The organism is Candidatus Pelagibacter sp. HIMB1715 (assembly GCF_052047595.1).
In the GTDB taxonomy this organism is placed as follows: Bacteria; Pseudomonadota; Alphaproteobacteria; order Pelagibacterales; family Pelagibacteraceae; genus Pelagibacter.
Genome location: NZ_JBNAJY010000012.1, coordinates 22469 through 49429, shown reverse-complemented (window position 1 = coordinate 49429; position 26961 = coordinate 22469). Strand labels below are relative to the sequence as shown.

Annotated in this window: 29 protein-coding genes; 12 read left to right on the top strand and 17 right to left on the bottom strand. The window is 29.0% G+C overall.

The annotated features are described in order from the left end of the window. Positions 1-30 precede the first annotated feature (30 nt). Genes ACTTAY_RS03930 through ACTTAY_RS03915 form a run of 4 tightly spaced genes read left to right on the top strand, consistent with a single transcriptional unit; the run spans position 31 to position 3654 of the window. Positions 31-1128: a DNA recombination protein RmuC gene (locus ACTTAY_RS03930; RefSeq protein WP_440672449.1), complete on the top strand. Its 1098-nt coding sequence runs from the start codon at positions 31-33 to the stop codon at positions 1126-1128. 37 nt (positions 1129-1165) lie between these two features. Then, a complete protein-coding gene (locus tag ACTTAY_RS03925) occupies positions 1166-1852 on the top strand; it encodes a hypothetical protein (RefSeq protein ID WP_075506062.1) in 687 nt (228 codons plus the stop codon). A 13-nt stretch (positions 1853-1865) separates the two neighbouring features. Then, positions 1866-3302 (top strand): exonuclease domain-containing protein, encoded by a 1437-nt coding sequence (locus ACTTAY_RS03920; RefSeq protein ID WP_440672448.1) that lies wholly within the window; start codon positions 1866-1868, stop codon positions 3300-3302. Between the two features lie 34 nt (positions 3303-3336). After that, entirely contained in the window at positions 3337-3654 is a 318-nt protein-coding gene (locus ACTTAY_RS03915; protein WP_075505964.1) for a thioredoxin family protein, read from the top strand. Here the strand turns inward: ACTTAY_RS03915 and ACTTAY_RS03910 are convergent. Genes ACTTAY_RS03910 through ACTTAY_RS03845 form a run of 14 tightly spaced genes read right to left on the bottom strand, consistent with a single transcriptional unit; the run spans position 3651 to position 16074 of the window. Beyond that, a complete protein-coding gene (locus ACTTAY_RS03910) occupies positions 3651-4916 on the bottom strand; it encodes a bifunctional folylpolyglutamate synthase/dihydrofolate synthase (protein ID WP_440672447.1) in 1266 nt (421 codons plus the stop codon). The two genes, ACTTAY_RS03915 and ACTTAY_RS03910, sit on opposite strands and share 4 nt — an antisense overlap. Further along, positions 4870-5799, bottom strand: a complete 930-nt coding sequence (locus ACTTAY_RS03905) for an acetyl-CoA carboxylase carboxyltransferase subunit beta (protein WP_075505966.1) — start codon at positions 5797-5799, stop codon at positions 4870-4872. Before ACTTAY_RS03905 ends, ACTTAY_RS03910 begins: the two co-directional genes overlap by 47 nt. Then, complete coding sequence (trpA, locus tag ACTTAY_RS03900) at positions 5796-6596, bottom strand: tryptophan synthase subunit alpha (RefSeq protein ID WP_440672446.1); 801 nt, start codon at positions 6594-6596, stop codon at positions 5796-5798. Before trpA ends, ACTTAY_RS03905 begins: the two co-directional genes overlap by 4 nt. Then, positions 6596-7825, bottom strand: a complete 1230-nt coding sequence (gene trpB, locus ACTTAY_RS03895) for a tryptophan synthase subunit beta (RefSeq protein ID WP_440672445.1) — start codon at positions 7823-7825, stop codon at positions 6596-6598. The genes trpA and trpB overlap by 1 nt, the downstream gene beginning before the upstream one ends. Beyond that, positions 7815-8444, bottom strand: coding sequence for a phosphoribosylanthranilate isomerase (locus tag ACTTAY_RS03890; RefSeq protein WP_440672444.1), 630 nt, complete (start codon positions 8442-8444; stop codon positions 7815-7817). The genes trpB and ACTTAY_RS03890 overlap by 11 nt, the downstream gene beginning before the upstream one ends. Next, positions 8444-9133, bottom strand: a complete 690-nt coding sequence (gene pyrF / locus ACTTAY_RS03885; protein WP_440672443.1) for an orotidine-5'-phosphate decarboxylase — start codon at positions 9131-9133, stop codon at positions 8444-8446. Before pyrF ends, ACTTAY_RS03890 begins: the two co-directional genes overlap by 1 nt. After that, positions 9123-9413 (bottom strand): HU family DNA-binding protein, encoded by a 291-nt coding sequence (locus ACTTAY_RS03880; protein WP_440633301.1) that lies wholly within the window; start codon positions 9411-9413, stop codon positions 9123-9125. The genes pyrF and ACTTAY_RS03880 overlap by 11 nt, the downstream gene beginning before the upstream one ends. A gap of 16 nt (positions 9414-9429) precedes the next feature. Next, positions 9430-11157, bottom strand: a complete 1728-nt coding sequence (locus tag ACTTAY_RS03875) for a S1 RNA-binding domain-containing protein (RefSeq protein WP_440672442.1) — start codon at positions 11155-11157, stop codon at positions 9430-9432. Beyond that, positions 11157-11813: a (d)CMP kinase gene (gene cmk, locus ACTTAY_RS03870; protein WP_440672441.1), complete on the bottom strand. Its 657-nt coding sequence runs from the start codon at positions 11811-11813 to the stop codon at positions 11157-11159. Before cmk ends, ACTTAY_RS03875 begins: the two co-directional genes overlap by 1 nt. After that, a complete protein-coding gene (gene aroA, locus ACTTAY_RS03865) occupies positions 11810-13135 on the bottom strand; it encodes a 3-phosphoshikimate 1-carboxyvinyltransferase (RefSeq protein ID WP_440672440.1) in 1326 nt (441 codons plus the stop codon). The genes cmk and aroA overlap by 4 nt, the downstream gene beginning before the upstream one ends. Before the next feature lie 7 nt (positions 13136-13142). Further along, positions 13143-13916 (bottom strand): ATP-binding cassette domain-containing protein, encoded by a 774-nt coding sequence (locus ACTTAY_RS03860; RefSeq protein ID WP_440672439.1) that lies wholly within the window; start codon positions 13914-13916, stop codon positions 13143-13145. Beyond that, positions 13917-14495, bottom strand: a complete 579-nt coding sequence (lptC, locus tag ACTTAY_RS03855) for an LPS export ABC transporter periplasmic protein LptC (protein ID WP_440672438.1) — start codon at positions 14493-14495, stop codon at positions 13917-13919. After that, the gene (locus ACTTAY_RS03850; protein ID WP_440672437.1) at positions 14495-15463 is read right to left on the bottom strand and encodes a KpsF/GutQ family sugar-phosphate isomerase; all 969 of its coding nucleotides are present in this window, start codon (positions 15461-15463) and stop codon (positions 14495-14497) included. The genes lptC and ACTTAY_RS03850 overlap by 1 nt, the downstream gene beginning before the upstream one ends. Next, positions 15463-16074, bottom strand: coding sequence for a ribonuclease D (locus ACTTAY_RS03845; RefSeq protein ID WP_440672436.1), 612 nt, complete (start codon positions 16072-16074; stop codon positions 15463-15465). The genes ACTTAY_RS03850 and ACTTAY_RS03845 overlap by 1 nt, the downstream gene beginning before the upstream one ends. A 17-nt stretch (positions 16075-16091) precedes the next feature. Between ACTTAY_RS03845 and ACTTAY_RS03840 the strand changes: the two genes are divergently transcribed. After that, complete coding sequence (locus ACTTAY_RS03840; protein WP_440672435.1) at positions 16092-17075, top strand: complex I NDUFA9 subunit family protein; 984 nt, start codon at positions 16092-16094, stop codon at positions 17073-17075. Between the two features lie 4 nt (positions 17076-17079). Here ACTTAY_RS03840 and ACTTAY_RS03835 read toward each other — a convergent pair whose 3' ends face one another. Beyond that, the gene (locus ACTTAY_RS03835) at positions 17080-17574 is read right to left on the bottom strand and encodes a GcrA family cell cycle regulator (protein WP_440635210.1); all 495 of its coding nucleotides are present in this window, start codon (positions 17572-17574) and stop codon (positions 17080-17082) included. A 170-nt stretch (positions 17575-17744) separates the two neighbouring features. Between ACTTAY_RS03835 and ACTTAY_RS03830 the strand changes: the two genes are divergently transcribed. Together ACTTAY_RS03830 and argF are read left to right on the top strand one after the other, a co-directional pair. Next, positions 17745-18911: an aspartate aminotransferase family protein gene (locus ACTTAY_RS03830; RefSeq protein WP_440672434.1), complete on the top strand. Its 1167-nt coding sequence runs from the start codon at positions 17745-17747 to the stop codon at positions 18909-18911. 2 nt (positions 18912-18913) lie between these two features. Continuing rightward, positions 18914-19843 carry an ornithine carbamoyltransferase gene (gene argF, locus ACTTAY_RS03825; RefSeq protein ID WP_440672433.1) on the top strand — a complete coding sequence of 310 codons (930 nt, stop codon included), beginning with the start codon at positions 18914-18916 and terminating at the stop codon, positions 19841-19843. Here the strand turns inward: argF and ACTTAY_RS03820 are convergent. Continuing rightward, on the bottom strand, positions 19835-20374 hold the full coding sequence (locus ACTTAY_RS03820; RefSeq protein ID WP_440672432.1) for a c-type cytochrome: 540 nt from the start codon (positions 20372-20374) through the stop codon (positions 19835-19837). The genes argF and ACTTAY_RS03820 overlap by 9 nt on opposite strands. Positions 20375-20467: 93 nt before the next feature. Here ACTTAY_RS03820 and kdsB point away from each other — a divergent pair, with 93 nt between their 5' ends. The 5 genes from kdsB (at position 20468) to recR (ending at position 24748) form a co-directional block, all read left to right on the top strand. Continuing rightward, complete coding sequence (gene kdsB, locus ACTTAY_RS03815; protein ID WP_440672431.1) at positions 20468-21199, top strand: 3-deoxy-manno-octulosonate cytidylyltransferase; 732 nt, start codon at positions 20468-20470, stop codon at positions 21197-21199. After that, positions 21199-22035, top strand: coding sequence for a prephenate dehydratase domain-containing protein (locus tag ACTTAY_RS03810; RefSeq protein ID WP_440672430.1), 837 nt, complete (start codon positions 21199-21201; stop codon positions 22033-22035). Before kdsB ends, ACTTAY_RS03810 begins: the two co-directional genes overlap by 1 nt. Before the next feature lie 138 nt (positions 22036-22173). Beyond that, a complete protein-coding gene (gene dnaX, locus ACTTAY_RS03805; protein ID WP_440672429.1) occupies positions 22174-23823 on the top strand; it encodes a DNA polymerase III subunit gamma/tau in 1650 nt (549 codons plus the stop codon). Next, a complete protein-coding gene (locus tag ACTTAY_RS03800; protein WP_440653501.1) occupies positions 23816-24133 on the top strand; it encodes a YbaB/EbfC family nucleoid-associated protein in 318 nt (105 codons plus the stop codon). The genes dnaX and ACTTAY_RS03800 overlap by 8 nt, the downstream gene beginning before the upstream one ends. Before the next feature lie 3 nt (positions 24134-24136). Then, positions 24137-24748, top strand: coding sequence for a recombination mediator RecR (gene recR, locus ACTTAY_RS03795; protein ID WP_262590179.1), 612 nt, complete (start codon positions 24137-24139; stop codon positions 24746-24748). On the opposite strand, the gene ACTTAY_RS03790 is transcribed toward recR, so the two are convergent. After that, positions 24735-26897, bottom strand: coding sequence for a malate synthase G (locus tag ACTTAY_RS03790; RefSeq protein WP_440672428.1), 2163 nt, complete (start codon positions 26895-26897; stop codon positions 24735-24737). The two genes, recR and ACTTAY_RS03790, sit on opposite strands and share 14 nt — an antisense overlap. Positions 26898-26961 lie beyond the last annotated feature (64 nt).

Genomic DNA, 26961 nt, shown 5'->3' with positions numbered 1-26961 from the left:
ACATATTTTATATATGATATAAAGTGATTCATGGAAGCTATATTTTTAGTTATTTTAATTCTGTTGCTCGGAGTAGTTTCGGCAATTCTTTACTTAAATTTGAGATCTAAGCCTGAAGATCAAAAAGAAAATAAAGAAGCTGAAGAAATAGCTAATTTAAAATCCGAAATTTCAAGTTTGAAGGATACTTTAAATACAACAATCAATAGTTCACTTGGAGCAATGTCCACTTCATTTAACAATCTGTCTACCGGAGTAACAAAAGATATGACAGAAGCTTTAACTAAAGTAGATGAAAAAGTTGGAAATTTTAATCAACAAGTTCAACTATTAAACCAAAGCCAAGAAGGCATAACAAAAATTTTGGCTGGAGTTAAAAAATATGGAACTCTTGCAGAGTTTAGTTTGGATGCACTGATTAAAGATTTACTACCAGCTTCTCAATTCATGACAAATGTGAAAATGAAAGAAAATACAAGTGAGAATGTAGAATTTGCAATCAAGCTTCAAGGTGATGTTTTAGTTCCAGTGGATAGTCATTTTCCGGTGGAGAAATTTAAAGCAATTACCGATGGTCATGACGCGGAAGATAAAAGGTTAGTTGCTGATGCTAGAGCAAAATTAGCCACTGCATTTAAAGCAAAAGCTAAAAGTGTAAATGAAAAATATATTTTACCACCAAAAACTACTGACTTTGCAATTGTGTATGCTCCTACAGAAAGTTTGTACAAAGAATTAACTGAATACCAAGACCCAAGTACAAAAGAATTATTAACTCAAGAATTAATGAAAAAATATAAAGTTGTAATTTGTGGCCCCAATACTTTGTCAGCATATTTGCAATCTTTACACATGGGTTTTCAATCCTTGAAAGTTCAAAAGGGTGCAACTGAAATTTACAATCATTTAAAAACAATAAGTACAAGATTTTCAAAACACTTTGACAACATAGTAGTTCTTAGAAAAAAATTAGAAGATGCTATGGGTGTGGTAGATAAATTTGGTACAGATGCAAGATCAATAAATAGAACTTTGGAAAGCATAAAAGATCCAGAGCAGGTTGAGAAGGCTGTACAAACAGACAACGTTGAAAAATTTGTTGATAAACAAAGACAAATTAAAAATTAATTTCTTTTTTTTGATAATACCATTTATAAGAAATCTCATGCAATGGAATCGTAAATATGATTATCCAAAATCTTCAAGAGCAACAGTTGATGGCATTAGAAGATATCTTTTGGGAGAAGAAAAATTACCAAGTGTTACTTCAATTTTAGATGTTACTAAATCAGATGAGGATAAAGCAGCATTGGCAAATTGGAGGGAGAGAACAGGATATAAAGAAGCTGAAGCTATTACCAAAGCAGCAAGCAGTAGAGGTTCACAGATGCATAACTACTTAGAATCTTACTTGCTTGGTAGAGAAAATTTAAGTTTTTTTGATGATAATGAACAATATAAATTGATGGCAAAAGAAATTATAGATCATGGTTTAAAAAATAGATTGGAAGAAATATGGGGTGTTGAGTGCACATTGTATTATCCAGATAAATATGCTGGCACTGCGGATTGTGTTGGAGTTTATGAAGGAAGAGAAACAATTATAGATTTTAAACAAAGTAACAAACCAAAGAAAGCTGAGTATATCGATTCATGGTTATTACAAACCAGCGCTTATTCTTTGGCTCATAATGTTGTGTACAACTCTAATATCACTTCTTGTGTAATCTTGGTCTGCACTGTAGATAAATTATTCCAAGAATTTAAAATTCAAGGACATGATTTAGTCATCTATCAAAATTTGTTTTTAGGAAGATTAAAAAAATTTCATGAACTATCTAATTTAACTTAAAATATAAGAAAATATGGACAAATTTGTAATCTACGACACTGAAACAACGAATAGCACTATTTGGGGATCAATTATTGAGGTTGGAGCAGTTGTTGTTGATAAAAATTTAAATGAAATTGGTAAGTTAAATATCAGAGGCAGAATGCCAGAAGGAGAAGTGCCAAGTGCTAAAGCTCTATTGGTAAACTCAACAAGTATCGATTTACTTACTAAAGGAAATTATTCTCATTATGAATTTTTAGGAGCAGTTGAAAACTTTTTTTCAAAAGCTGCCCCAGCATTATTTATGGGATGGAGTAACTTAAATTTTGATAGACGAATGTTCCATTTCAATTTCTTTAAAGGTAACAGATATCCTTACATTACTCATTCGTCTCCAAATAAAGAACACGATGGTCTTCATGTTGCAAGAGCTGCACAAACAATTAATTCTGAAACTTTAAAAACTGAATTAACAGATGCTGGAAATGAAAGTCTTGCCCTTGAAGGTTTAGCAAGACAACAAGGATTTGATACTTCGCAACAACACACTGCATATCACGATGCATTTACTAGTTTGAAAATTTTAAGAATTATAAAAGAAAAGCATAATGAAAATTGGGAAAAATTTTTAACTACTTCTACAAAGAGTGGTGTGGAATCTATTTTAAAAGGAGAAGGTATTTATTCAATTTTTGAAAATGTTAAAGGAAGAAATATGATGTATTTAGTTTCAACATTACATCCAGAACATTGTTTTCATCCGTCTTATGCTTCCTGGGGATATCTTTGGGACTTAAGAAGAGATCCAGAACCTTTTTTAAACATGTCTGTTAATGAGCTTAAAGCTAATCTTAAAAAAATAAGTCCTAAAGCTTTAAGAGTTATTAAAACAAATAAAGCGCCTGTTGTATTAGATAAAAAATTTGCTTTAAAAGAAAAAGCCTATGCAGATCTTGATTTGGAAACAATTCAAAAAAGAGCTAAATTAGTTAGATCTAGCGAAAACCTATGTAAGAATATTCAAATCATTAATAGGGAAGCTGCAGAGGAAAAGGCTCAAACTCAAAATCAAGAAGATTTACTTCCTGAGGAAACATTGTATGAGAAATTTGTTCCAAACAAAGATACTGCTTTATTTAAAACATGGCACAGCTCGTCATGGGAAGAAAAATTAAGATTACTAGATAAATTTCAAGATAAGAGATGTGCATGGTTTGGACAAAAAATTATTTACCAAGAAGCACCTCACGTATTACCACCTGATTTATATAAAAATATTAAAAGTGAGATAGCTAGAAGAATTTTAAGTAAAAATAGAGAAAAGTGGCAAACTATAGCAATGGCTTACACTGAAATAGACACCTTAAGAGATCAAGCATCCAACAGAGATGATGAAGAAGAACTAAAAAAATTGGATGAAATAAATGAATTTATTATGTCTATTGAAAAAAAATATGAAATTGCATAGTTGACTTTAAAACTTTAATTTATAGAAAGGAATTATGCTTATAGATTTTAAAGATGAAGATTTTGATAGTAAAATCAAAAATGAAGATGTTTCAGTAATCCAGTTTTCAGCTGCTTGGTGTGGACCTTGCAAAGCTTTAAAACCAGTGATGGATAAATTAGCCGATGAATACAAAGGTAAAGCTGGTTTTTATTATGCTGATGTAGAAGATGGCGGAATAAACACTGGAAGTGCTGCGGGCATAAGAGGCGTACCAACTGTTATTATTTACAAAAAAGGTGTTGAAGTAGATAGAAAAGTTGGTGGGGTACCTGAAAGCCACATGAAAGAATTTTTAGAAAAAAATATCTAATTCAAATTAAGTATTTCTCCAGCCAGATAAAGAGAACCTGTAATTAAGATTATATCGTTTTTCTTGACCGAAATAGACTTGATTGCATCAAATATATCTTCTTTGTACTGAACATTTTTGAATGAATTTAGTTTGTTTTTTAAGTCTTTTCCACCAATTGAATTAGGTTGGTTTGGAATATCAATAGTGGTCAAGGTTGAGATATTTTTAAAATAACTAATATACTCATTATGATCCTTGTTGGACATCATACCTAAGATTATGTGTTTATTACAATCTAAAGTTTGGAGGTATTCATTTACCACTCTAGCTCCATCAGGGTTATGATCCCCAGAAACTAATAATGTATTATTTTTTACAAGTTCTTTTAGTTTTCCAGATTTAATTTCCTGTAATCTTGCAAGATTATTAATATTTTGAATACCACTTTCTATTTCATTGCTTTGAATTCCAAGATTTAAAGTTCTTATAGTTGCAATAGCAGTCGATATATTCTCTAGTTGAAACTGACCAAGAACGTTCGGTAGAGGAAGTTTCAAAACTCCCAATTTATCCTCATAGTAAAAAAAACCATTCTCTTGAATTGAATAACTATAGTCTTCATTAAAAAATAACTTATTTGAAGAGTTATGTTTAATTGTTTTTTTAATACATTCTATTGTCTCTTTTTTATTTTGCTTTGCGATAATAATATTTGAATTAAGTAAGGCTGATGTTTTTTCAAAAACAATTTGCTCAATTGTTTGATTTTCTTTTGGAAGCCAGTCGAGATGGTCTTTACTTATAGATGTTACTATACTTGCAAGATTACTCTTTAAAATATTGGTAGCATCAAAACGGTGGAATAAACCACTTTCTATTAAGTTGATATTGTCAGGATATTGGGCAGCTTTATAAAAAAAACAAGCTGATAACATTTCAAAAACAGTTATTGGTTCGTTATTATTAACTTTTTCAACCTCTTCTAATAAATCAGCTAATTCTTCGTCATTTAATTCCTGATTATTAAATACAAATCTTTCATTAATTTTTTGTATATGTGGGCTTGTATAAACATTGCATTTTAAATTTGCTTCCTTAAGAATTGCATAAATAGCCTGGATGGTAGAGTTCTTTCCATTAGTTCCAACAAATGATATGGCCTTAATTTTATCTTGGGGATTTCCTAATTTTTTACAAAGATTTTGAATTCTATCTAAAGATAAATCTATTTCTTTAGGATGCAACTTTTGAAAATTGCTGAGTATCTTCTGAAGTTTCATTTTGCTCAGAACTTATAGCAGAATTTTGTTTTAACAATATTGATAATAAAGTTCCTATTTTAGATGCTAGATCTCTTCTCTCTACGATTAAATCAACAAATCCAGTTTTCTCAACATACTCACTTTTTTGAAAACCTTCAGGCAATTCTTCTTTTACTGTTCCTTGAATAACTCTTGCACCTGCAAATGCAATTAAAGCACCTGGCTCTGCAATATGAATATCTCCTAACATTGCATAGGAAGCAGTTATTCCTCCTGCAGTTGGATCTGTAATACAAACCAAGTAGGGCAAACCATTTTTCTTTAATTCATTAATTGCCAGTGTAGTTCTTGTCATTTGCGATAATGAAATTAAACTTTCCATCATTCTCATTCCTCCACCAGCACTTATGCAAATAAATGGAGTTTGATTTTCTATTGCATGTTGAATTCCATATAAAAATGCCTCACCCTCTGCAGCAGCCATTGAAGCTCCTAAAAAGTCAAAATCAGATGCAACAGCTGTTATTTTAATATTATTGATTGTGCCAGATGCAACCATCATTCCACAATCTAATCCAGTTTTCTTACGAGCACTTTTTAATCTATCTTTGTATGATTTAGAATCTGTCCAATTTAAAGGATCATCTTTTGGAATGGGTGTTTTAAAAACTTCATAGTTGTTTTTTCCAAATAAAATATCAAATCTTTGTTTTGGTTTAATTCTATGATGCTTATTACAATCTGGACATACCCAAAGATTTGCTTCTAAATCTTTTTTTAGAATTGGTCCTCGACAACAACTTGTCCATTCACTTTTTGCGATGTCTTCTTTAGTAGCTCGTTCACGTATAGCAGTTTTTATTTTTTCACCTGCTTTAATAATTTTGGTTATCCAGTTCATTGAATTTTATTTCTTAATCTTTTAACGATATTAGTAACATTTGTGACAGTATTTTGTCTTCTTTCAATTGATTTAGATATTTCTCTACATATCGCACTACCAACTACTAGACCATCAGCTTTTTTAAGAGATTTAATCGTCTTTTCTGTAATACCAAAGCCAATCACCACATTTTTTGATTTATTTTGATTTTTAATTTTATTGTATCTTTCCAAGATTTTCTTTGGGGAAACTTTTAGTTTACCCCCTGTAGTTGATAACATGCTAATATAGTAAACCATATCATGCGAGTCCCTTATTATTTTTTTTAATCTAATTTGAGAAGTAGTAGGTGATATCAGTTGTATAAAATTCACTCCATTCTTTTTACATCTTGATGCAAAACTTTTGTTTTCAGGATAAGGTAAATCTACAACAATTAGTCCATCTACTTTTGATTTTTTACATTTATCTAAAAATTTATTTTCATTGTACTGAAATATCATATTGTAATAACCCATTAGAATAATAGGTGTATTTTTTTTTGATTTTTTAAAATTTTTTGCAATTGAAAATACATCATTAATTTTTATACCGTTTTTAATTGCTCTGTAGGCACTAGTCTGGATTTGACCTCCGTCAGCTATGGGAGTGTTGTGAGGAAAACCTAATTCACAAATATCAGCATATTTTGAAATAGACTTAAGAATTTCTAAAGATTTTTTTTTAGTATTATCTCCTGCAACTGTATAAGTCAGTAAGGCAGGTCTATTTTCTTTTTTTGCATTTAAAAAAGCTTTATTAAGTAAAGAGCTCATTAATTTTTTCCCAATCTCTCTTTTAAAATATCTCTATCTTTTTTTGCATCACCACAAGAGTTAACAATTATAATTGTATCTTTACTTAATTTTGGAGCAATCTTTATCGCCTCTGCAAAAGCATGACTTGGTTCTAAACTTGGATTAAGTTTTTCGAACTTTGTAACCATGACATGGGCATTAAGAGCATCCTCATCTGTTGCATAAGTATATCGTGCTCTTTTAGTATCTTTTAAAAAGCAATGAATAGGACTAACTCCAGGATAATCTAAACCAGCACTTATAGATTCTGTATCATTAATTTGTCCTTCATTATTTTGGCAAACATAAGAAGCTGCTCCGTGCAAAATACCAACTTTTGCATTTCTACTTAGTGGTGCTGCATGAAGTTTAGATTTTTTAGGACCTCCAGCTTCTACACCAATTAATTCTATTTGTTTTTTATCAAAGTCAATAAACTCACTCCAAAATCCATATGCAGAACTACCGCCTCCAACACAATTAATTAACTTAATTTTATTTGGAATTTTTTTAAATTCTTCTTTAAGTTGTTTTTTTAATTCTCTAGAAATTTGTGCAGTTGACCAACCACATATTTTTACAAAGATATTCGGTCCAACAGTACTACCAACGCACATGTGTGTATTATCACAATTAGATACCCAATATCGCATACATTCACTCACTGCATCAACTAAAGTTTGACTTCCAGAATAAACTGGTACTATTTCTGCACCGTTTTTTCTCATAGCGTCACAATTTGGTTTTTGTCTTTTAATGTCTTTAGCACCCATAAAAATTTTACATTTAAGGCCAAATTTTTTAGCTGCCATACTTAACATTTTTCCTGCATATCCAGCACCAGTATCGCCAACTATATATTTTTTACCCATAGCTTTGCAAATTAGTGCATGAACAGTGGCATTATAGATTTTATGCGCACCTCCATTTGCTTCAGAAACTACTTTTGCCCAAATTTGAGCTCCACCTAAATGATTGGACAAATTTTCTAATTTCACAAAGGAGGTTGGAGATCCAATATAATTTTTAAAATAATAATCCCTTTTTTTTAAAAAGGCTTTATTATTTCTAAGTTTCTTAAATTCTTTTGTTAAATCCTCTACTGGTTTTTTTAAAGTTTCAGGTATGAAACTACCGCCAAATTTTCCTCCCCAAAAACCTTGCTGATCGTGTTGATCAATTAGTGGAACACCTTTTTTAAGCTTCATTTTTAATTTCATTAACTTTATTTAAAAAAAATTCTATTTTGGATAGGTCTTTTAATCCAGATGTTTCTACACCACCAGATAAATCTATAAAATTTGCCAAATTTTTAAAATTTTTAAGCTCGTCATTGTATTGAATATTTCCAGCAATCATTAATTCCTTATTTAACTTGATATTTTTAATCAATTCATGATCAAAAGACTGACTTTTCTCGTAGCCCTTACTATCAAATAAATAAATATCAGTATGATCAGAATATAATTTATAATTACTCAAATCAGACTTTGATTTTATTGTGAAAGCTGTAATAATTTTCTTTTGATATTTTTCTTTTATCTCTTTTATTTCCTGAGGTGTACAATCATATAGTTGATAGTAATCAAAAGGTAAGTTTTTAATTTTCTCTAAAATATTTATATTTGGTTTTACCAGAACAGCAACATAGTAACTTTGTTTTGGATTATTGATTAAAAGTTTTTTTAAATTTTCATATTCAACATATCTAGAACTTTTTGGATAGTTGCAAATAAATCCTATAAATGTTGGTGGGTGAGGGTGATTAATTAAAAAATTTAAAGTATCAGGATCAGAAATACCACAAATTTTACAACCCTTAATCATCAGTATAAATGATTAATTAATTTTTTAATATTATTCTTAATATTGCCTTTTGTAAGAGATCTTCCAATTACCACTCCCGAAACTTTATTTTTGAAAGCATCTTTTGGTGTCATTACTCTAGCTTGATCGTTTGTATTGTCACCTGGCAATCTTATACCAGGTGTGATGACTAATAAATTTTTGTATTTTTTTCTAATCATTTTTGCTTCTTTTGCAGAACAAACTATCCCATCACATCCTGATTTTTTAACAATACCAGCTTGCTTTAAAACTAGTTGGTCAACTGTTTTGGTATGACCAATTTCTTTTAACGATTTATTGTTAAGACTAGTTAACACAGTAACTCCTAGTATTTTTAAATTTTTATTAATTTGTTTAGTTTTATTTTTAATTGCTTTTAGCATTTCAAGACCACCGTTTGCATGAACTGTAATATATTTGCAATTTTTTAAATCTTTTAAACTATCAACTGCAGAAAGAGCGGTTTGTGGAATATCATTTATTTTTAAATCCAACCAAAAATCTGATTTGTATTTTTCTAAAAATTTTCTTCCATTTTTTGAGTAAAAAAACTGTAATCCGAATTTTGGAATAATTTTTAACTTTGTTGTATTAATATTTTTAAGAATTTTCTTTATTTGATCTAAATTTGAATCATCACATGCTACGAAAATAATTTTATTCCTCATTATTGATCTTTTTAAACATTTCCTTGCTCATTTTCCATGATATTACTTTCTTTTCAGGAACTGCAACTTTTTCGCCAGTTTTTGGATTTCTTCTAATCGAGGCTTTTTGAGTCTTAACTCTAAATGTCCCAAAATTTCTTAATTCAACTCCATCTCCTCTACGAAGTGATCTTTTTATTTCATTTAAAATTATATCGGTAAATTTCTCTAAATCTTTTTTTAAGAAATTTGGGTAGTTTTGAGAGAGTTGTTTTAAAAGCTTTGATTTTACAATAGCCAATTTATAACTTCTTCAATTATTCTTTCTCTTCTTCTTTTTTCTTTAAATCCTCAGACAATGATGAAAAAGGCAGGTTTTTACCAGAACCTTCAGATCCATATTTTTCAAGAGCTTCTTTTTTTTCAATTTCTTCAAGTAATCTAATGCTTAATGTTACTTTTCTCTTATTCATGTCCAAGTCTGCAATCGCACAGTCTAATTTTTCACCACCTGTCCATCTACTTGGTCTAGCATCTGCAGCATTAATTGCTATTGCAGATTTTTTAATCTGAAAGTCCATTTCACAACCTTCTGGTCTAACTATAAGTCCTTTGCTATCAGTTGAAACAACTTTAACAGTTATAGTTTGATTTTTTGACTTATCTTTAAACCAGTCAAATGGATCTGCCTGAGTTTGTCTTAAACCAACTCTAATCTTTTGTTCAGATGATTTGATTTCTAATACCTTAACCTTAAGCTTATCACCTTTTTTATACTTAGACAGTTCTTCTTCACCATTATTTAAATATGTTAAATCATTACAATGTAAAAAAGCATCAATATCTAAATCTTCGATATTAACAAATAAAGAATATTCATTTTTGTTTACAACTTCTCCCTCAACAAAAGTACCAACAGGATATTTATTCTCAAAAGTTTCGAAAGGATTATCTTGAGTTAGTCTATGTGATATAGCTACACGTCTTTTCTCTTTATCTATTTCAGTAATTACACAATCTATCTCATCACCAACTTTAAACATTTTTTTTGCTGAGATATTTTTTTTAGTCCAGCTTAGTTCGCTTGAATGAAGCAAAGTTGTTAAACCTGGCTCTAGCTCACAAAAGGCCCCAAAGTCCATTAATTTTACTACTTTAACTTTGTAGATTTTATTTAATTTGTAATTTTCAATATGCTCAAAAGGATCTGGAGATAATTGTTTTACCGAACATCCAACTTGTAATTTTTCTTTATCAACACTGATAACTTTTAAGTCGTGTTTTTCACCTATATTAAATACTTCATCAGGATGATTTACCCTTGAATAAGAAATTTCTTGTAAATGAACCAATACATCTAATTCACCATTAACATTAAAGAAGCATCCAAAAGAACTATAACCTTTTACTTCAGCACCTTTTATAATGTCACCAACTTTGTATTTTTCAATTATTTTTGCTTTATCCTCTTTTTTGAAAGATGAAATTATTTCTCTTCTGGATACGCAGGCGTTCCCTCTAACTTTGTCTAATTTGATAAGCGCAAATTTTTGTGGTTCATTCATTAAGTGACTTATGTCTTTTAAAGGTTTATCACTAATCTGTGAGCCAGGTAGAAACATAAGTGAGCCAGTATCTATATGTTCTACTATGCATCCACCTTTGCACTTAGATGTAATTTTTCCCATGATGGGTTCATTTTTTTCATATGCCTCAACTAATTTATCCCAACCTTTAATTTTTTGGGCTTTGCTAGCTGAGACCAAAACTTCACCATGTTTATCCTCTATTTTTTCCAGTAGAACAGGGATTGTTTCTCCAATTTTGATTTTTTCAGAAAGCCCCATGCTCTTCAATTCGTTAATATCTAGAACTGGTTCTGATTTAAGGCCTTCAACAAATAAGAATACAAATTTCTCTGTAATTTTATTTATTTTGCCATCTATTATTTTACCTTCCTCAATTTGAACTTTTGAAAGCTGGTTACTTAGTAATTTTTCGAATTCTTGAGATGCTGGATTTGATAAGTCTTTATAAATTTCCATTAATTATTTATTTTCCTGTCTATTATTTTTTTTATTTTTAAAAAACATGACCTTTTATTAAGGTTTGTAGTATTAATCAATAGTGAATCTTTTGTTTTCTTTAATGGAGATATTTTTCTATTAAAATCACTTTTGTCACGTTTTTTAATGCTTTTTAAGACTTCTTGATACGTAATTTTTTTTTTTAACCCTTTTAATTCTTTATATCTCCTTAATGCTCTAGTTTTTACATTTGCAGTTATATAAAATTTGAATTCAGCATCTGGAATAATATTGTATGTAATATCCCTACCATCCAAACAAGAACCTTTATACTTTTTAGGAGGGTTATAAGCAAAATTGATTTGAAAAGAATGGACCATTTTTCTTATAGCTTTCATTTTGGAAATAATGGAGGCTTCTGTCCCAACTTCATCAGACAATAAATTATTGTTTGAAAGATCTTTTATCTGCAATAACTTAATTTTAGACTTTATGAATTTATTATTAAACTTCTTTGGGAACTTAATTTTTAGATAAGCAATAAATCTATAAATTTTTCCAGTATCTAGATAAAATAGATTGTAATGCTTGGAAATAGCTTTTGCCAAAGTTCCAGCACCTGCAGCAGCAGGTGAGTCAATAGCAATTTTTAGAATATTTTTTCTTTTTATCATTTATTTAAATCATCAATAATTTTTAAAAAATTTGGAAATGAAGTATTGATCGAGTCTTTGTCATGAATAGTCCAATTTCCTCCAAAACTTAAAGCTGCAATTAAACTTGTCATAAAAACTCTATGATCTTTTAAATAATTTTTTATTATTATTTTTTTATTAAAATCTAAATTTAATTTTGGGTTACCAAAAATTTTAATTGAATCACTTGTTGTGATTGTTCTCACTCCTAAATTTCTCAAAATTTTTTCAGCCCATTTTAACCTAGGACTTTCTTTTTGATTTAGCTCACCTAAATTTCTAAAATAAGAAACACCCTTCGCTTTAGCTGCAACTAAAAATATTACTAAAAACTCATCAATTGCTCCGCTATTTAATCTAGCAGGGCAATTAATTGCTTTTATATTTTTTGCACTAAATATTTTTAAGTCAGCTATTTTTTCACCCTTATAAGTTTTTTGTTTTTTGAAAATTATTTTTACACCCATATTTCTTAAAATTGTGATGATTCCAATTCTTGATGGATTTACATTAACGTTTTTAATAATCAACTCTGAGGCTTCAGACAAAGCAGTAAGCACAATGAAAAATGCACTAGAGCTAATATCAGAGGGAATATTATAGTTTATAGGTTTTATTTTTTTTATTTTTTTTATTTTAATTTCGTCATAATTTTTATTACTTTTAATACTAATTGGTAATTTCAAATGTTTACACAATAGTTCAGTATGGTTTCTAGATTTTTTTGCTTTTATTTTTGTAGTTCCATTAGTTCTCATTCCAGCAAAAATAATTGAACTCTTGCATTGGGCCGAGCCCTTATTCTCTACATATTTAATAGGTTTTAATTTAGATGATCCATACATCTTCAATGGTAGAAAATTATTATTTCTCAATTTGAATCGAGCTCCAAATTTACTAAGTGGTTCAGTAATTCTACTAAAGTCTCTTTTTGATAAACTTTTATCACCCGTTAAGCTAATTGGTCCTGGATTATTTATAATTAAACCTAGAATAAGCCTTCCTAGTGTACCTGAATTTTGTGCATTTAACTTGAGATTTTTTTTGTATTTATATCCGTTAATCCCTTTTCCAAAAACTATACATTCTTTTTTATTTACTTTCACCAATACACCAAGTTTCTTAACTGTTTTTACTGCAGCCAAAACATCTTCAGACATTAAAAGATTTTTTGCTTTTGATTTACCATTTGCTAAAGAAGCAAAAAGCAACCATCTAATACTTAAACTTTTGTCTCCAGGAACTATTATACTTTTCTTAAAGTTTTTAATTTTTTGATTTATAAAAACAATTTTTGACATTTAAAAATTATCTATAATTAAAAGACTCGCCAAAGTATGCAGTTTTTGCTTTGATATTGTTTACCAGATCAGATGGAGAGCCTTCCGCTATAATTTTGCAGTTACTTAATATCATAGCTTTATCTACACAAGCTAGTAAATCTCTTGCTTGATGATCACAGATTATGGTGGTTATATCACTTTCTTTTTGTAAATTTATAATTATTTCCTGCATCATTTTAATCGTAAGAACATCAAGTGCGGCCATTGGTTCGTCTAATAATAGAATTTTGGGCTCACTTAATAGTGACATTGCAATTATTAAGCGTTTTTTTTGACCACCTGAGAGAAATTTAGATTTAATATTTCTTAAGTTTTCAAGTTCAAACTTTGAAACAAGATAGTTAATTTTTTCTTGTCTAAAATTTTTGTTCTCAATGACTATTTCACTAATAGCCTTTAAATTGTCTTCAAGTGTTAAATCTGAAAAATAACCACCATACTGAGGACAATATGATGTGTGAAATTTTTTTGTTCTTTCATAAATTGGATAATGATTTATTTCTTCACCAAAAATTTTGATTTTCCCATTATCTGGCTTTATTACACCTATAAGTAAATTAAAAATTGTACTTTTTCCAGCACCATTAGGTCCTAACATACCATGTATTGAGTTTTTGTTTATTTTAAAACTTATGTTATCTAATATTAATCTATTACCATAAGATAGAGATACATTTTGAAACTCAATTATCGTACTCTCTTTTTTAAAAGATATAATTCTAAATTTTTTAAGTGTCATTTAATTTTGACTTTCTATCTTTACTTTTGCCTTAGTATTATGCATAAAAATTTTTGTGTTTTTTGTTATCGTATCAAGTTCAATTACATCTGCTTTTAAAACATTACTAGAGTTTGTGTAAACTACATTTTTTGTAATAATTAATAAATTTTTATCTTTTGAAAAATCTAAGTAATCACCAACGATTAAGTTATCCAAGTACTCAACATTTACATTTCTTGAGAAAATTGTGTCAAAATTTATTGTGTTATATTTTCCAAAATCTGAGATGATTCTGATTGTTTCATTTTTTTTAGTTAATTTAATAAAAGCTTTTACATCTTTCAAAAAAATTATATCAGTATTGTCTAAATCTATTTCACCTTCATTGGCAATTATAATATATTCATTACCCTTTAGGTCTTTAGAAGAATATTTGATATCTTTGATAATATTTGAATTTGTGGAATTATTTTCCTTTGATTCTAAATTTAAGATTTGATTTGTTTTTTTTTTTTGGAAATTATTATAATAAATTAAAACAATACTAATTAATATTACAATTGAAATAGTTAAGCTTCTAAAATTTAAATACTTCATTAATTAATGCTTGAACCTAAAAGAGTATGAATATGGAGAATACCAATTGTTCTAGATTTATCATTTCCTTTATGTACACAAAGGCAAGTAATTTTTTTCTCATTCATTAAACTTATAGCATTCACTGCTAATGAATCTTTGTTTATACTAATAGGATTTTTAGTCATTATTTCTTTAGCAGAAGAATTATGAAGATTTTCTTTTTTTTCGTTAAACCTTCTTATTTGCCCATCTGTAATTATTCCTTTGGTTTGCTTTTTTTTATTTTGAATAATTAGAAAGCCCAACTTTTTTTTACTTAAAACATACAAACCCTTTTTCATATTTAGATTTTCGTCAATAAAAGGGATTTTATTTCCCTTTAGCATAATATCCTCAACAGTTTTGAGTTGAGCACCTAGACTTCCTGCTGGATGAAGTTTCTTAAAGTCCATCTTACCAAATTTTTTGTACTTCATTGCAGCTATTGCCAACGAATCTCCCAATGCTAGCTGTGTAGTAGTACTTGCGGTAGGAACTATACCTTCAGCTTCTTTTACCTTTGGAATTAATAGCTTGATATCAGATGATTTATAGAGAATAGATTCTTTTTTTGATACTATTCCGATTAATAAAATTTTATTTCTTTTTGCATATTGAATAATATTTCTCAATTCACTAGTTTCTCCTGAATTACTGATTAATATCAAAATATCTTTTTTTGAAATCATCCCTAGATCACCATGTGATGCTTCACTGGCTAGTAGACTAAACGAAGGTGTTCCAACAGAAGCTAATGTTGCTGCTATTTTTGATGCAATTAGACCGCTTTTACCAACTCCACAAAGTATAACTTTTGATTGGCAATTAGCAATTTCAAAAACAGCTTTATTGAATGAATTATTTATATTTTTTTTTAAACTTTGAAGTGCCTTTATTTCAAGATCAATTACATTTTTTGCTAATTTTGAAAATTTTTTTTTTATCATTAATGTGACCAAATATCTTCTTTAAATAATGCTAGATCAAGCTCGACTCTTGTTCTCAAGAATTTAAGACAATTTTTATATAGTTGAAGTCTATTTTCTCTTTCTAGTATTTTTTTTAATTCTTCATGTATTCGATGTAAATATATTACATCATTTGCACAGTATTTAAGTTGTGCTGGAGTTAATTCTCCTCCAAAATCTGAACTTTGAAATTGTTTACTAATATCTATATTTATAAATTCCTTAATCAATGTTTTTAAGGAATGATTATCAGAGTAAGATCTTGCAAGTTTTGAAGCAATTTTAGTGTCTAGTATATTGTTTGTTTCTGTTTTTAAATAATATTTAATATGAGCCATATCTGCACGCCCATAATGGAAAATTTTTGTTATTTTTTCATTATTCAAAAGCTTTACTAAATTAGGTGCTTGATAATTATTTCTGTCAAATTGAACTATATGAGCATCTGAATTACCAGAAGATAATTGAATTAAGCACAATGGATCACGTCTGACATTTAGACCCATGAACTCACCATCTATGGCAATTATATTGCCTAAATTTAAATCATCTGGTAGATCATTTTTGTGAAGTTGAATATTAATACTCATTTTTAAAACATATATATATGAAAGCAAAAAATTGTCTAATTTTTGGTGGAAGTGGTCAAATTGGTCGAAATTTAATTAGGAAGCTCACAAAGGAGAATTATCAAGTAACTGTTGTAACAAGAAACATTCACCAAAAAAGCTACATCATTAAAACTCAAGCAAATGCTGGATATATAGATATTGTAGAGTCAAATATTTTTGAAGAACAAAAACTTAGAAAGCTTTTTGAAAAAACAGACGTTTGTATAAATTTAGTTGGCATACTATTTGAGTCGAAAAAGGTAAATACATTCAAAAATATTCACACAATTTTTCCTTCTTTGTTATCTAAACTTTCAAAAGAATACAAACTAAATCATTTTATTCATCTATCAGCACTTGGAATAAACGAGGCCTTAGACTCTGATTATGCTAAAAGTAAATTAGAGGGAGAGCAAAGAATTCTAAAAAATTTTCCTTTAGCTACAATTATTAGACCCTCTATTGTTTATTCAGTAGATGATAATTTTACAACAAATTTTATGACACTTTTAAATAGATTGCCAATATTTCCGCTCTATTATGAAGGCAAAACCAAGTTTGCACCAATTCATTGCTCTGATCTGACAGATGTTATTTTTAATGTTATTTCTAATAATGTAAATTCCAAAATAATTGAATGTGTTGGTCCAGAAATAATATCATTTAAAGAAATAATAGAAAAATTATTAAATTTAATTGGAAAGAAAAGATTGTTAATACCGATGCCTTTACCTGTAGCACAAATGTCAGCGAGATTTTTTGAAATAATGCCAAAACCACTTTTGACTAGAGATCAATTAAAACTTTTAAAATATGATAATGTTTTATCTGGAAAATATAAATCAAATTCAGATATAGGTATACCAAGTTTGAGATACTTTGATGAAGAAGTTAAAAAATATTGCTATATGTGGAGGGAGGGTGGTCAATTTTCCACAGAAAAATATAATTCAGATAATATAGATATTAAAACGAGTTAAGATTTTAAGCAGATTGAATTTTCTTTTCAATAAATTCTGGAACTTCCTCTTTTTCTGTAACTTCTTCTTTTTTACCTTTTGGCTGATAAGCATAAAGTAAATGAAGTTTACAATAAGAAAAATCTTTTAAAGAAGATCTACCACAAAAATAAAATTCTTTTTCATCTGGGTGACCTATTGGCCACTTACACAAATTCTCATCTAGTTCTTCTAATTGTTTAGGATTTTCAGGTTCAAAATCTTTTTCGATAATCAATGATTTAAACTTACTTTTACGCCCTCTTTTTGATTGAACGTTATTCTGCTCAATTGAATTTTCGAAATTTTTATTTGAAGTTGCAGTTCTTGTTTTGATTTTTGCCGAAAGGTTTAGTCTATGGGCTTTTCCAATTACTGCGTTTCGACTAATACCACCAATGATCTCAGCTATTTGACTAGCTGTGTTGCCTTTGCCCCATAATTCCTTTAATTTCGAAACTTTTTCTTCAGTCCAACTCATATCTATATGTTGTGTTAATTAATTTTAACATGACAATATACTGTTATTAATTTAATTGAAACAATGAAAAAATTAGAGTTATCAACAATAAAAGCTTAGCTCAAATAAAATTAGTTTTTCAATCATAACTTGTATCTATGAAATAAAATTTATAAAAACAAATTTAATTTATGAGCAATTTAGCAAAAAATTATAACAGAAAAAAAATTTCATTTAAATATGGTAAGGGAAGTTATCTTTATTCTACTGATGGAAAAAAATATCTTGATTTTGTGATGGGTATTGCCGTTAATTCATTAGGTCATGCTCATCCAAGTTTAGTAAAAACAATTAATAAACAATCTAAAAAACTTTGGCATGTATCAAATGCTTTTAAAATTCCTGAAGGAGAAAATCTAGCAAAAAAACTATGTAAAAAAACATTTGCTGATTATGTTATGTTTCAAAATAGTGGAGCAGAAGCTACAGAGGCAGCCATTAAAGTTGCTAGAAGATATTTTTTTTCAATAGGTAAACCAAATAAAAATAGAATTCTTTGCATTAAAAATTCATTTCATGGAAGAACATTAGCTGCAATTTATGCGAGTGGTTCTAAAAAAATGACAGAAGGATTTGGCCCTAAAGTAAAAGGATTTGATCACTTTACTTTTGGAGATCATAAATCATTAGATAAGAAAATCACAAAAGATACTGCAGCTATAATGGTTGAAACGATAATGGGAGAGGGAGGAATTAAAGTTATTCCAGATTTCTGTTTAAAAGAGCTTAGAAAATTGTGTGATAAGAAAAAAATTCTTTTAATTCTGGATGAAGTTCAATGTGGAATAGGAAGATCAGGAGATTTCTTTGCATTTGAAAAATCTAAAGTAAAGCCAGATATAGTTCCAATAGCCAAAGGAATTGGAGGTGGGTTTCCAATAGGAGCTGTTCTTATGAATAAAAAAGTTTCTGTCGGAATGGTACCTGGCACCCATGGCTCAACATTTGGAGGCAATCCACTTGCTATGTCTGTTGGAAATAAAGTAATGGATATAGTTTCAAATAAAAAGTTTTTAAATAATGTAAAAAAATTATCTAAATATTTTTTATTAAACCTTAATAAAATTAAAGAAAAATATCCTAGTATTATTAAACAAATAAGAGGAAGAGGTTTTCTAATTGGTATACAGTTACATCAAGATCAGACAAATTTTATTAAAAAATTAATGGAAAATAAATTATTAACTATTCGTGCTGCAGAAAATGTTGTGCGTATTTTACCGCCTCTTAATGTTAAAAAAAGAGAGCTTGATGAAGCTTTGAAAATTATAAATAAAGTTTGCAGTAAATTTAAATAATTATGAAACATTTTATAAATTTAAAAGATATTCCTAGTAAAGATTTAAGAAAAATAATTACTGATGCAAAAAAAAGAAAAAGTTCTAGAAAAAGACTTAATACATTAGAGACAGATAAAGGTGCTCCGTTAAAAGGTAAAATTCTGATCCAAATGTTTGAAAAACCAAGCCTAAGAACAAGAATGAGTTTTTATTTAGCAATAAAACAGCTTGGAGGAGGCACTGTAACACTTAGATCTAATGAACTTCATTTAGGACAAGGTGGCGAAAGTATATCAGATACAGCGAAGGTTCTGTCAACTTATGGTGATGGATTTATGTTGAGAACAGATAGTGATAAAAAAATTGAGGATTTTAAAAAATATTTATCTATTCCGGTCATTAATGGTTTGAGCCCGTCCTCTCATCCAACTCAAGTACTTTCAGATGTTTTTACAGTTGAAGAGATTACAAAAAAACCTATTTCTAAATTAAATATTTGCTGGATTGGAGATTCAAATAATGTGCTAGATAGTTTAATCGCTGCCTCAGTTAAATTTTCTTTCAAATTAAGCATTGGTTGTCCAAAAAACTTCGAACCAGGACAAGAAGTAAGAAGTTGGGTAAAAAAAAATAAAAGAAAAATTTATATTTATAATGATCCAAAAAAAGCTGCTAGTGGAGCTGATGTGATTTTTTCTGATAAAGTTATTTCTTTGAATGATAAAGTTAATAAGAAGAAAAAAATACAAGCATTCAAAAAATTTAAAATTGATAAAAAATTAATGAGTTTTGCAAATAAGAATTGTATTTTTTTACATTGTCTGCCTAGAGGGAATGAAGTTTCTGAAGATATTTTCTTAGGAAAAAAATCTCATGTATGGGTACAGGCTCTTAATAGAGTTCACGTTCAAAAAAGTATTCTGTTGTATTGTTTTGGAAAATTAAGGTAGTGGAACTGGGTTGTCTGAATTTTCATTTAGATACTTAATTACAGACGCTCTATCTGCTTCTTTTCTTAAACCTGCATAAGCCATTTTTGTACCTTTAATATATTTTGCAGGTTTTTTTAGAAATCCATTTAGCTCTTCAAATGTCCATTCTTTTTCATAAGCAGCTAATGCTTTTGAATATTTATAATCTTCAACTGCTCCAACTTTTCTTCCAACAACATTATATAAAGCTGGACCTATAGCATTTTTTCCACCCTTAATTATTGAGTGACAGGCTGCACACTTTTTAAATATTTTTTCTCCACTTGCTATATCTCCCATAGCCATTAATGCAGAAATATCGACTTTTTCTTCTGCAGCAGTTGTTGTAGAAGATGTTGCAGTAGACACTTGTTCAACTTCCACCGTGTAACCTGGAGTTTCTGGTTTTTCTACATGAAAAATTACATCAGATAATTTTCCTATACCAATAACAAGAAGTGCTACCATTAGAACTGCAGCTACAATTTTGTTAATTTCAAAAGAATCCATTTTTATAAATTTAATTTTGAACGTATAACATGATAAATTAAAATTTGACTAAAATTTAATGTACAAATTTGCCTCTATTTTAATTAGTGATTAATGAAAACTCTTATAATTATACCCTCTAGATTATCTGCAACTAGGCTTCCAGGAAAACCATTATTAAAAATCAATAATATTTCAATTATTTCACATGTATTTAATAAGGCAAAAGAAGCAAATATTGGAGAGGTAATTGTTGCAGCAGAGGATCAAGAGATTGTCAATGATGTTAAAAATAATGGAGGAAATGCTATTTTAACAAGTGATCAACATAAAACTGGTACAGACCGAATATATGAAGCTTATCACAAACTCAACTTAGATAATATTGATTTTATAATGAACCTACAGGGTGACGAGCCAGCAATAAATATTCAGGATATCGTAAACCTAAACCAAATGATGATAGATCACAAAGCAAAAATAGGAACCCTTGCTGCTAAAATTCAGAATAAATCAGATTTAGCAAATGAGAATATAGTTAAAGTTATTACTGAAAATAATTTAGAAGATGACCCGTTTTCTAAAGCAAAAATATTTTTAAGGAAATCTGAAGATACCTCAAATATTTATCACCATATTGGAATTTACTGTTATTCATCTGAAATTCTTAAAAAATTTGTTGAATTACCACAATCAAAAAATGAAATTGAAAATAAATTAGAACAACTTCGGGCTCTAGACAATAATATTAAAATAAATGTTGCTGTAGCCAACAAAGCTCCTATAGGAGTTGACACAGAGGAAGATTATCTGGCCTTAAAAAAAATAATGGAATATAAGTCCTGATGGGTAAAATATATTTTCAAGGAACATTTGGAGCTTATTCTCATTTAGCAGCATTATCAATCGACCCTGATGCTGAAATTTTACCTTGTAAAACTTTTGATGATTGTTTTAATAAAGCTTCAGAAGAACCTGATTGTAGAATAATAATTCCAGAGTCTAATAGAATTACAGGAAATATAGGAATTGAATATTTAATATTTAAGCATAGGTTGAATATTTACCGAGAGCACTTTCAAAAAATCGAACATAATTTATTAGGTCAACAGGGAGCTCAACTGTCTGATATAAAAGAAGTTTATTCTCACGCGCAGGGTTTGTCGCAATGTTCAAATTTCATAAAAGAAAATAATATTGCTGAACATATAAGAGCAGATACAGCTGGATCAGCCGAAATGATTTCTAAAACAAAAGACAAAAAACAGGCAGCAATAGCATCATCTCTAAGTGCTGAAATTTATAATCTTGATGTAATTAAAAAAAATATAGAAAACGAGAGTGGAAATTTAACACGATTTCTTGTCATGGGGAAAAATATATCTCAACCTGAGTTTGGAAATAAAAAATATATAACTTCATTTTTATTTAAACTTAAAAGTAAACCTGCAGCTCTTTATCAATCGCTTGGAGGATTTGCCATCAATGGAGTAAATCTTACTAAGCTTCAAAGTTACCCTGAAAAAAATTCTTTCGACTCTTATTTTTTCTTATGTGATTTAGATGGACATATTGAAGATCCAAAAGTTCAAAAATCTCTTGAAGAGCTAGGCTTACATTGTGAGGATTTTCACGTCCTAGGTGTTTTTGAAGCCGATAGTTTGAGACAAAAAAAACAATAATCTTTTCTTGTAGATTAGAAATTTTAACTGCTATAATAGATTTGGAGGCTAGAGGTGGATGCTGCTTGAACCCGACCAGATCTTAACGGAAGCAGTCGTAGAGACAGTTATTCAGGTTCTAGTCTCCTTATAAAATTTATGAATAACAATTCAAAAGTATTAGCTCTTAAATATAGACCTCAAATATTTGATGATCTTATTGGTCAAGAAGTTGTTGCTGAAACAATTATCAATTCAATAAAAGCTGACAAAGTACCTAATGCATATTTGTTTACTGGAATTAGAGGGATTGGAAAAACTACAACCGCTAGAATTGTAGCAAAAGCCTTGAATTGCTCAAATGGTATTGAAAAAATGTGTATTGATAATTTGTGTGAAAATTGTCAGTCAATTGCAAATTCAAGTCACATTGATGTACTTGAAATGGATGCGGCCAGCAAGACCGGAGTTGATGATGTTAGAGATCTAATTGAGTTTTCCAGATACGGACCTACTTCATCAAAGTACAAAATTTTTATAATCGATGAAGTTCATATGTTAAGTAAACAAGCTTTTAATGCTTTACTAAAAACATTGGAAGAACCACCTTCATATTTAAAATTTATATTTGCCACAACAGAAATAAAAAAGATTCCTATAACAGTCGTTTCAAGGTGTCAGCGTTTTGATCTTTCAAGGATTAAATCTTCTGAATTGTTAGATTTTATAAAAAAAATTAAAGATAAAGAAAACGGAAAAGTTACGGATGACGCTCTAAAATTAATTGTAAAAATATCAGAGGGCTCAGTAAGAGATGCATTATCTCTGTTAGATAGAGCGTTATTGAGTTTAGATAATGATAAAGAACTAGATTTAAATTCTGCTCAAAAGATTTTTGGTTATTTTGATAAATCACAATTAATTGATTTATTTGAATTGATATTAAGAGGAGAAGAAGAAAAGGTAATAAAAATTTATAGAAAAATATACGATCAGGGAGTTGAACCAAAAATATTTTTAAATGATTTTTTAGAACTGTTGTATTACTTTAAAAATATAAATTCTTTAACTTTAGAAAGTACAAATTTTTCTCTCAATGATGAAGAATTTAACAAAATAAAAAATATTTCTAATCAAATCCAACCAGATGTATTAATTTTATTTTGGCAATTTTGTATCAAGTCGTTAGAAGAATTAGATATTGTATCAAATCAACATTTATCAATTGAGATGTTTTTGATTAGATTAATGCACTTAAGTTCTGTAAAACAAATTAAACAAATAGATACAAAACCTACAGAAGAAAATTCAACTAGCAAAATTGAAATAAAAAAAGAGACTAAAATTATTGACCAAATAAAAAATATTTCTCAAGAAGAAAAAAAGAATCCTGAAATACAAACTGAAGTTAAAGCAGAAGTCAAAACTCAAATTAATTCTTTTGATGAATTAATTGCTACTTGCACAAGTAAAAGAGAATTAAAACTTAAATTTGAATTAGAGAAAAATGTCAATTTGGTTAAATTTGAAAAAAATAGGATTGAGATTTCATTTAATGACAGCCTTGATAAAGATTTTGTAAAAGATCTTTCCACAAAGCTTTTTGAATGGACAAAAGAAAGATGGATTATCACACTTAGTAAATCAAAAGGAGATCTTTCAATTAGAGAAAAGAAAGAAAATGAAAAAAAAATATTAATTGAAAAAGCTAAACAAACTGAAATTTATAAAAACTTTATGGAAAATTTTCCTGATGCAGAACTGGTAGATGTTAAATCGATAATTAAGGAGGATAAAAATAATGACTGATTTTAATAAAATATTAGACAAAGCAAAAGAACTTGAAGCAAAAATGAAAGAGAGTCAGCAAAAAATTAAGGAGATTAGAGTAGAGGGTATTTCTGGCTCAAATTCAGCAAAAATCGTCTTAGATGGAGAAGGTGAAATGCAATCAATTAAACTATCAGATGAAATAATGAAAGAAGACAAATCAATAATAGAAGATTTAATTGTAGCTGCGCATAATAACGCCAAATCACAATTAAAGTCGAAAACATCAGAAGAGATATCAAAAGCTACAGGTGGATTTGGAATACCTGGTTTTAAGTGGCCACTATAGTAGATGCAAAATATTAACGAGATTGAGGAATTAATAAAATTAATTTCAAAGCTTCCAGGTTTAGGGCCAAAATCTGCCAAAAGGATTGTTTTAAAACTCATTAATAACCGCGATGAATTAGTAAAACCAATGGCAAATACATTGGCTCAAGTTTATAAAAATGTAACTAGATGTAATTCTTGTGGTTCACTTAAATCAATTTCAACTGGATGTATAAATTGTGAAAATACAAGAAATAAATATTCAAAGATTTGTGTTGTAGAAGATATTGCTGACCAATGGTCGATTGAAAATTCAAATATTTATCAAGGGTATTTTCATATTCTGGGAGGCACTATTTCATCAGTAGGTCAAAGAAAAGAAGATTTACTTGTAAACTCGTTGGTTGAGAGAGTTAATCGAGATAAAATTGAAGAAGTTATATTAGCCACAAGTGCAACTGTTGAAGGTCAAACTACTGCTTACTATATTCAAGATAGCCTGAAAAATTCTAATGTAAAAATTACAAAACTTGCACAGGGGTTACCTGTAGGTGGTGAAATTGAAAGTTTAGATGACGGGACTTTATTTTCTGCTTTTAAAAATCGGTCTAATTTAGTTTCTAATTCAGATTAGACTTTTTAGTAAGTCTATTTAAATGTAGTAAAGGTTCAGTATAACCAGATGGTTGTTCTTTTCCTTTAAACACCAAATCACAAGCGGTTTGAAATGCAATTGAATTTTCAAAGTTATCACTCATTCTTACATAATTAGAGTCATTTTTATTTTGATCATCTACAATTTTAGCCATGTCTTTAAGAATTTCTACAACTTGAATTTTTGTTGTAATTCCGTGATGTATCCAATTTGCAATATGTTGAGATGAAATTCTAAGTGTGGCTCTATCTTCCATCAAACCCACATTATTTATATCTGGTACTTTGGAGCATCCAACTCCTTGATCGATCCATCTGACCACATAACCTAATAAAGTTTGAGCTGAGTTAGAAATTTCTTTATTAATTTCATCTACAGACCAATTTGGTCTATCAGCAGTAGGTATTGTTAAAAGATCATCAAGCTTTGCTTGTTCTCTATTTTTAATTTTTTGTTGTTCATCAAAAATATTTATTTCATGATAATGTAGCGAATGTAAAGCTGCAGCCGTCGGAGATGGAACCCATGCACAATTTGCACCTGCTTTTAAATGTCCAGTTTTTTGCTCCATCATATCTTTCATTTTATCAGGCATTGCCCACATTCCTTTTCCAATTTGAGCTTTTCCAGAAAATCCACATTTTAAACCAATATCAACATTGTTGTTTTCATAGGCTGTAATCCATTTTGAAGTTTTCATGTCACCTTTTTTAATCATTGGACCAGCTTCCATAGAGGTGTGCATTTCATCACCAGTTCTGTCTAGAAAACCTGTATTTATAAAGAAAACTCTATTTTTTAACGATCTAATGCACTCTTTTAAATTAGCTGAAGTTCTTCTTTCTTCATCCATTATTCCAATCTTGCAGGTATATTTTGGTAAACCTAAAACTTCTTCAACTTTTGAGAAAAGCAAATCAGTAAATGCAGTTTCATCTGGTCCATGCATTTTTGGTTTCACGATATAAATAGAACCAGTTCTTGAATTAGTTTTTTTCTTAATATCATGAAGGGCTGCAGCTGTAGTAATGAATGCATCCATTATTCCTTCTGGAACTTCACTACCATCTTTTAAAATTATTGATGGATTAGTCATTAAGTGACCAACGTTTCTAACTAGCAGTAAACTTCTTCCATGAAGCTTTAAACCTTTTCCATCTTTTGAAATATAGCTTCTATTAGGATTAAGTTTTCTTTCAAATAATTTTCCTTCTTTTTCAAATTTTGATTTTAGATCACCTTTCATCAGACCTAGCCAATTTCTGTAACAAACAATTTTATCTTCTGCATCTACAGCAGCTACACTATCTTCGTTATCGCATATAGTTGACACCGCAGATTCTAAAATTATGTCACTAATCCCAGCATGATCTTGTTGAGCTGCAAAAGCTCTTGAGTCTTTTAAAATTTCTATATGTAAATTGTTATTTTTTAAAATTATAGCAGACGGGTTGTCAGCTTCACCCCTATGGCCAATAAACTTATTCTCATCTACTAAATCATAAATATCAGCACCTTTTAAAGCTTTAAATTTTCCATACTTAACAGCAAAACTTGTAATTTTTTGCCAACTCAATCCTGCTAATGGAAAATATTTATCTAAAAAATCTCTTCCATATTTTATTACCATCTCACCTCTTAATGGGTCGTATCTTTCAGATACACTATCTTCTGATTGTTCAATTACATCTGTTCCATACAGACTATCGTATAAGCTCATCCATCTAGCATTAGCAGCATTTAATGCATATCTCGCATTCATGACTGGTACAACAAGTTGAGGTCCAGCAATACTTGTTATTTCCTCATCAACATTTTGAGTTGATATTTCAAAATCGTCACCTTCTTCTTTCAAATAACCAATTTCTGTTAGAAATTTTTTATAATCTGACAAATTAAATTCATTTCCCTTATTTTTTATATGCCAATTGTCTATTTGTTTTTGTAAGTCTTCTCTAAATTTTATTAATTCTTTATTTTTAGGTGCTAATTCATTGACTGTTTTCTCGAACCCTGACCAAAAATTATCAACAGATAGATCTGTTTCTTTTAATAGCTCGTCGCTAATAAATTGAGAAAGTTTTTCAGATACTTTTAAAGTATTTATATTTATATATTTTTCTTGCATATCACCTAAATTACCCCATCTGTATTTTTGCCTGAGAGTTTTGCTCCTTCGGCGGAATTAATTC

What these genes read in the sequence shown, in the direction of transcription:
- ACTTAY_RS03930 (WP_440672449.1), top strand. Translation starts at nt 31, where the DNA reads ATGGAAGCTATATTTTTAGTTATTTTAATTCTGTTGCTCGGAGTAGTT.
- ACTTAY_RS03925 (WP_075506062.1), top strand. Translation starts at nt 1,166, where the DNA reads ATGCAATGGAATCGTAAATATGATTATCCAAAATCTTCAAGAGCAACA.
- ACTTAY_RS03920 (WP_440672448.1), top strand. Translation starts at nt 1,866, where the DNA reads ATGGACAAATTTGTAATCTACGACACTGAAACAACGAATAGCACTATT.
- ACTTAY_RS03915 (WP_075505964.1), top strand. Translation starts at nt 3,337, where the DNA reads ATGCTTATAGATTTTAAAGATGAAGATTTTGATAGTAAAATCAAAAAT.
- ACTTAY_RS03910 (WP_440672447.1), bottom strand. Translation starts at nt 4,916, where the DNA reads ATGAAACTTCAGAAGATACTCAGCAATTTTCAAAAGTTGCATCCTAAA.
- ACTTAY_RS03905 (WP_075505966.1), bottom strand. Translation starts at nt 5,799, where the DNA reads ATGAACTGGATAACCAAAATTATTAAAGCAGGTGAAAAAATAAAAACT.
- trpA (WP_440672446.1), bottom strand. Translation starts at nt 6,596, where the DNA reads ATGAGCTCTTTACTTAATAAAGCTTTTTTAAATGCAAAAAAAGAAAAT.
- trpB (WP_440672445.1), bottom strand. Translation starts at nt 7,825, where the DNA reads ATGAAGCTTAAAAAAGGTGTTCCACTAATTGATCAACACGATCAGCAA.
- ACTTAY_RS03890 (WP_440672444.1), bottom strand. Translation starts at nt 8,444, where the DNA reads ATGATTAAGGGTTGTAAAATTTGTGGTATTTCTGATCCTGATACTTTA.
- pyrF (WP_440672443.1), bottom strand. Translation starts at nt 9,133, where the DNA reads ATGAGGAATAAAATTATTTTCGTAGCATGTGATGATTCAAATTTAGAT.
- ACTTAY_RS03875 (WP_440672442.1), bottom strand. Translation starts at nt 11,157, where the DNA reads ATGGAAATTTATAAAGACTTATCAAATCCAGCATCTCAAGAATTCGAA.
- cmk (WP_440672441.1), bottom strand. Translation starts at nt 11,813, where the DNA reads ATGATAAAAAGAAAAAATATTCTAAAAATTGCTATTGACTCACCTGCT.
- aroA (WP_440672440.1), bottom strand. Translation starts at nt 13,135, where the DNA reads ATGTCAAAAATTGTTTTTATAAATCAAAAAATTAAAAACTTTAAGAAA.
- ACTTAY_RS03860 (WP_440672439.1), bottom strand. Translation starts at nt 13,916, where the DNA reads ATGACACTTAAAAAATTTAGAATTATATCTTTTAAAAAAGAGAGTACG.
- lptC (WP_440672438.1), bottom strand. Translation starts at nt 14,495, where the DNA reads ATGAAGTATTTAAATTTTAGAAGCTTAACTATTTCAATTGTAATATTA.
- ACTTAY_RS03850 (WP_440672437.1), bottom strand. Translation starts at nt 15,463, where the DNA reads ATGATAAAAAAAAAATTTTCAAAATTAGCAAAAAATGTAATTGATCTT.
- ACTTAY_RS03845 (WP_440672436.1), bottom strand. Translation starts at nt 16,074, where the DNA reads ATGAGTATTAATATTCAACTTCACAAAAATGATCTACCAGATGATTTA.
- ACTTAY_RS03840 (WP_440672435.1), top strand. Translation starts at nt 16,092, where the DNA reads ATGAAAGCAAAAAATTGTCTAATTTTTGGTGGAAGTGGTCAAATTGGT.
- ACTTAY_RS03835 (WP_440635210.1), bottom strand. Translation starts at nt 17,574, where the DNA reads ATGAGTTGGACTGAAGAAAAAGTTTCGAAATTAAAGGAATTATGGGGC.
- ACTTAY_RS03830 (WP_440672434.1), top strand. Translation starts at nt 17,745, where the DNA reads ATGAGCAATTTAGCAAAAAATTATAACAGAAAAAAAATTTCATTTAAA.
- argF (WP_440672433.1), top strand. Translation starts at nt 18,914, where the DNA reads ATGAAACATTTTATAAATTTAAAAGATATTCCTAGTAAAGATTTAAGA.
- ACTTAY_RS03820 (WP_440672432.1), bottom strand. Translation starts at nt 20,374, where the DNA reads ATGGATTCTTTTGAAATTAACAAAATTGTAGCTGCAGTTCTAATGGTA.
- kdsB (WP_440672431.1), top strand. Translation starts at nt 20,468, where the DNA reads ATGAAAACTCTTATAATTATACCCTCTAGATTATCTGCAACTAGGCTT.
- ACTTAY_RS03810 (WP_440672430.1), top strand. Translation starts at nt 21,199, where the DNA reads ATGGGTAAAATATATTTTCAAGGAACATTTGGAGCTTATTCTCATTTA.
- dnaX (WP_440672429.1), top strand. Translation starts at nt 22,174, where the DNA reads ATGAATAACAATTCAAAAGTATTAGCTCTTAAATATAGACCTCAAATA.
- ACTTAY_RS03800 (WP_440653501.1), top strand. Translation starts at nt 23,816, where the DNA reads ATGACTGATTTTAATAAAATATTAGACAAAGCAAAAGAACTTGAAGCA.
- recR (WP_262590179.1), top strand. Translation starts at nt 24,137, where the DNA reads ATGCAAAATATTAACGAGATTGAGGAATTAATAAAATTAATTTCAAAG.
- ACTTAY_RS03790 (WP_440672428.1), bottom strand. Translation starts at nt 26,897, where the DNA reads ATGCAAGAAAAATATATAAATATAAATACTTTAAAAGTATCTGAAAAA.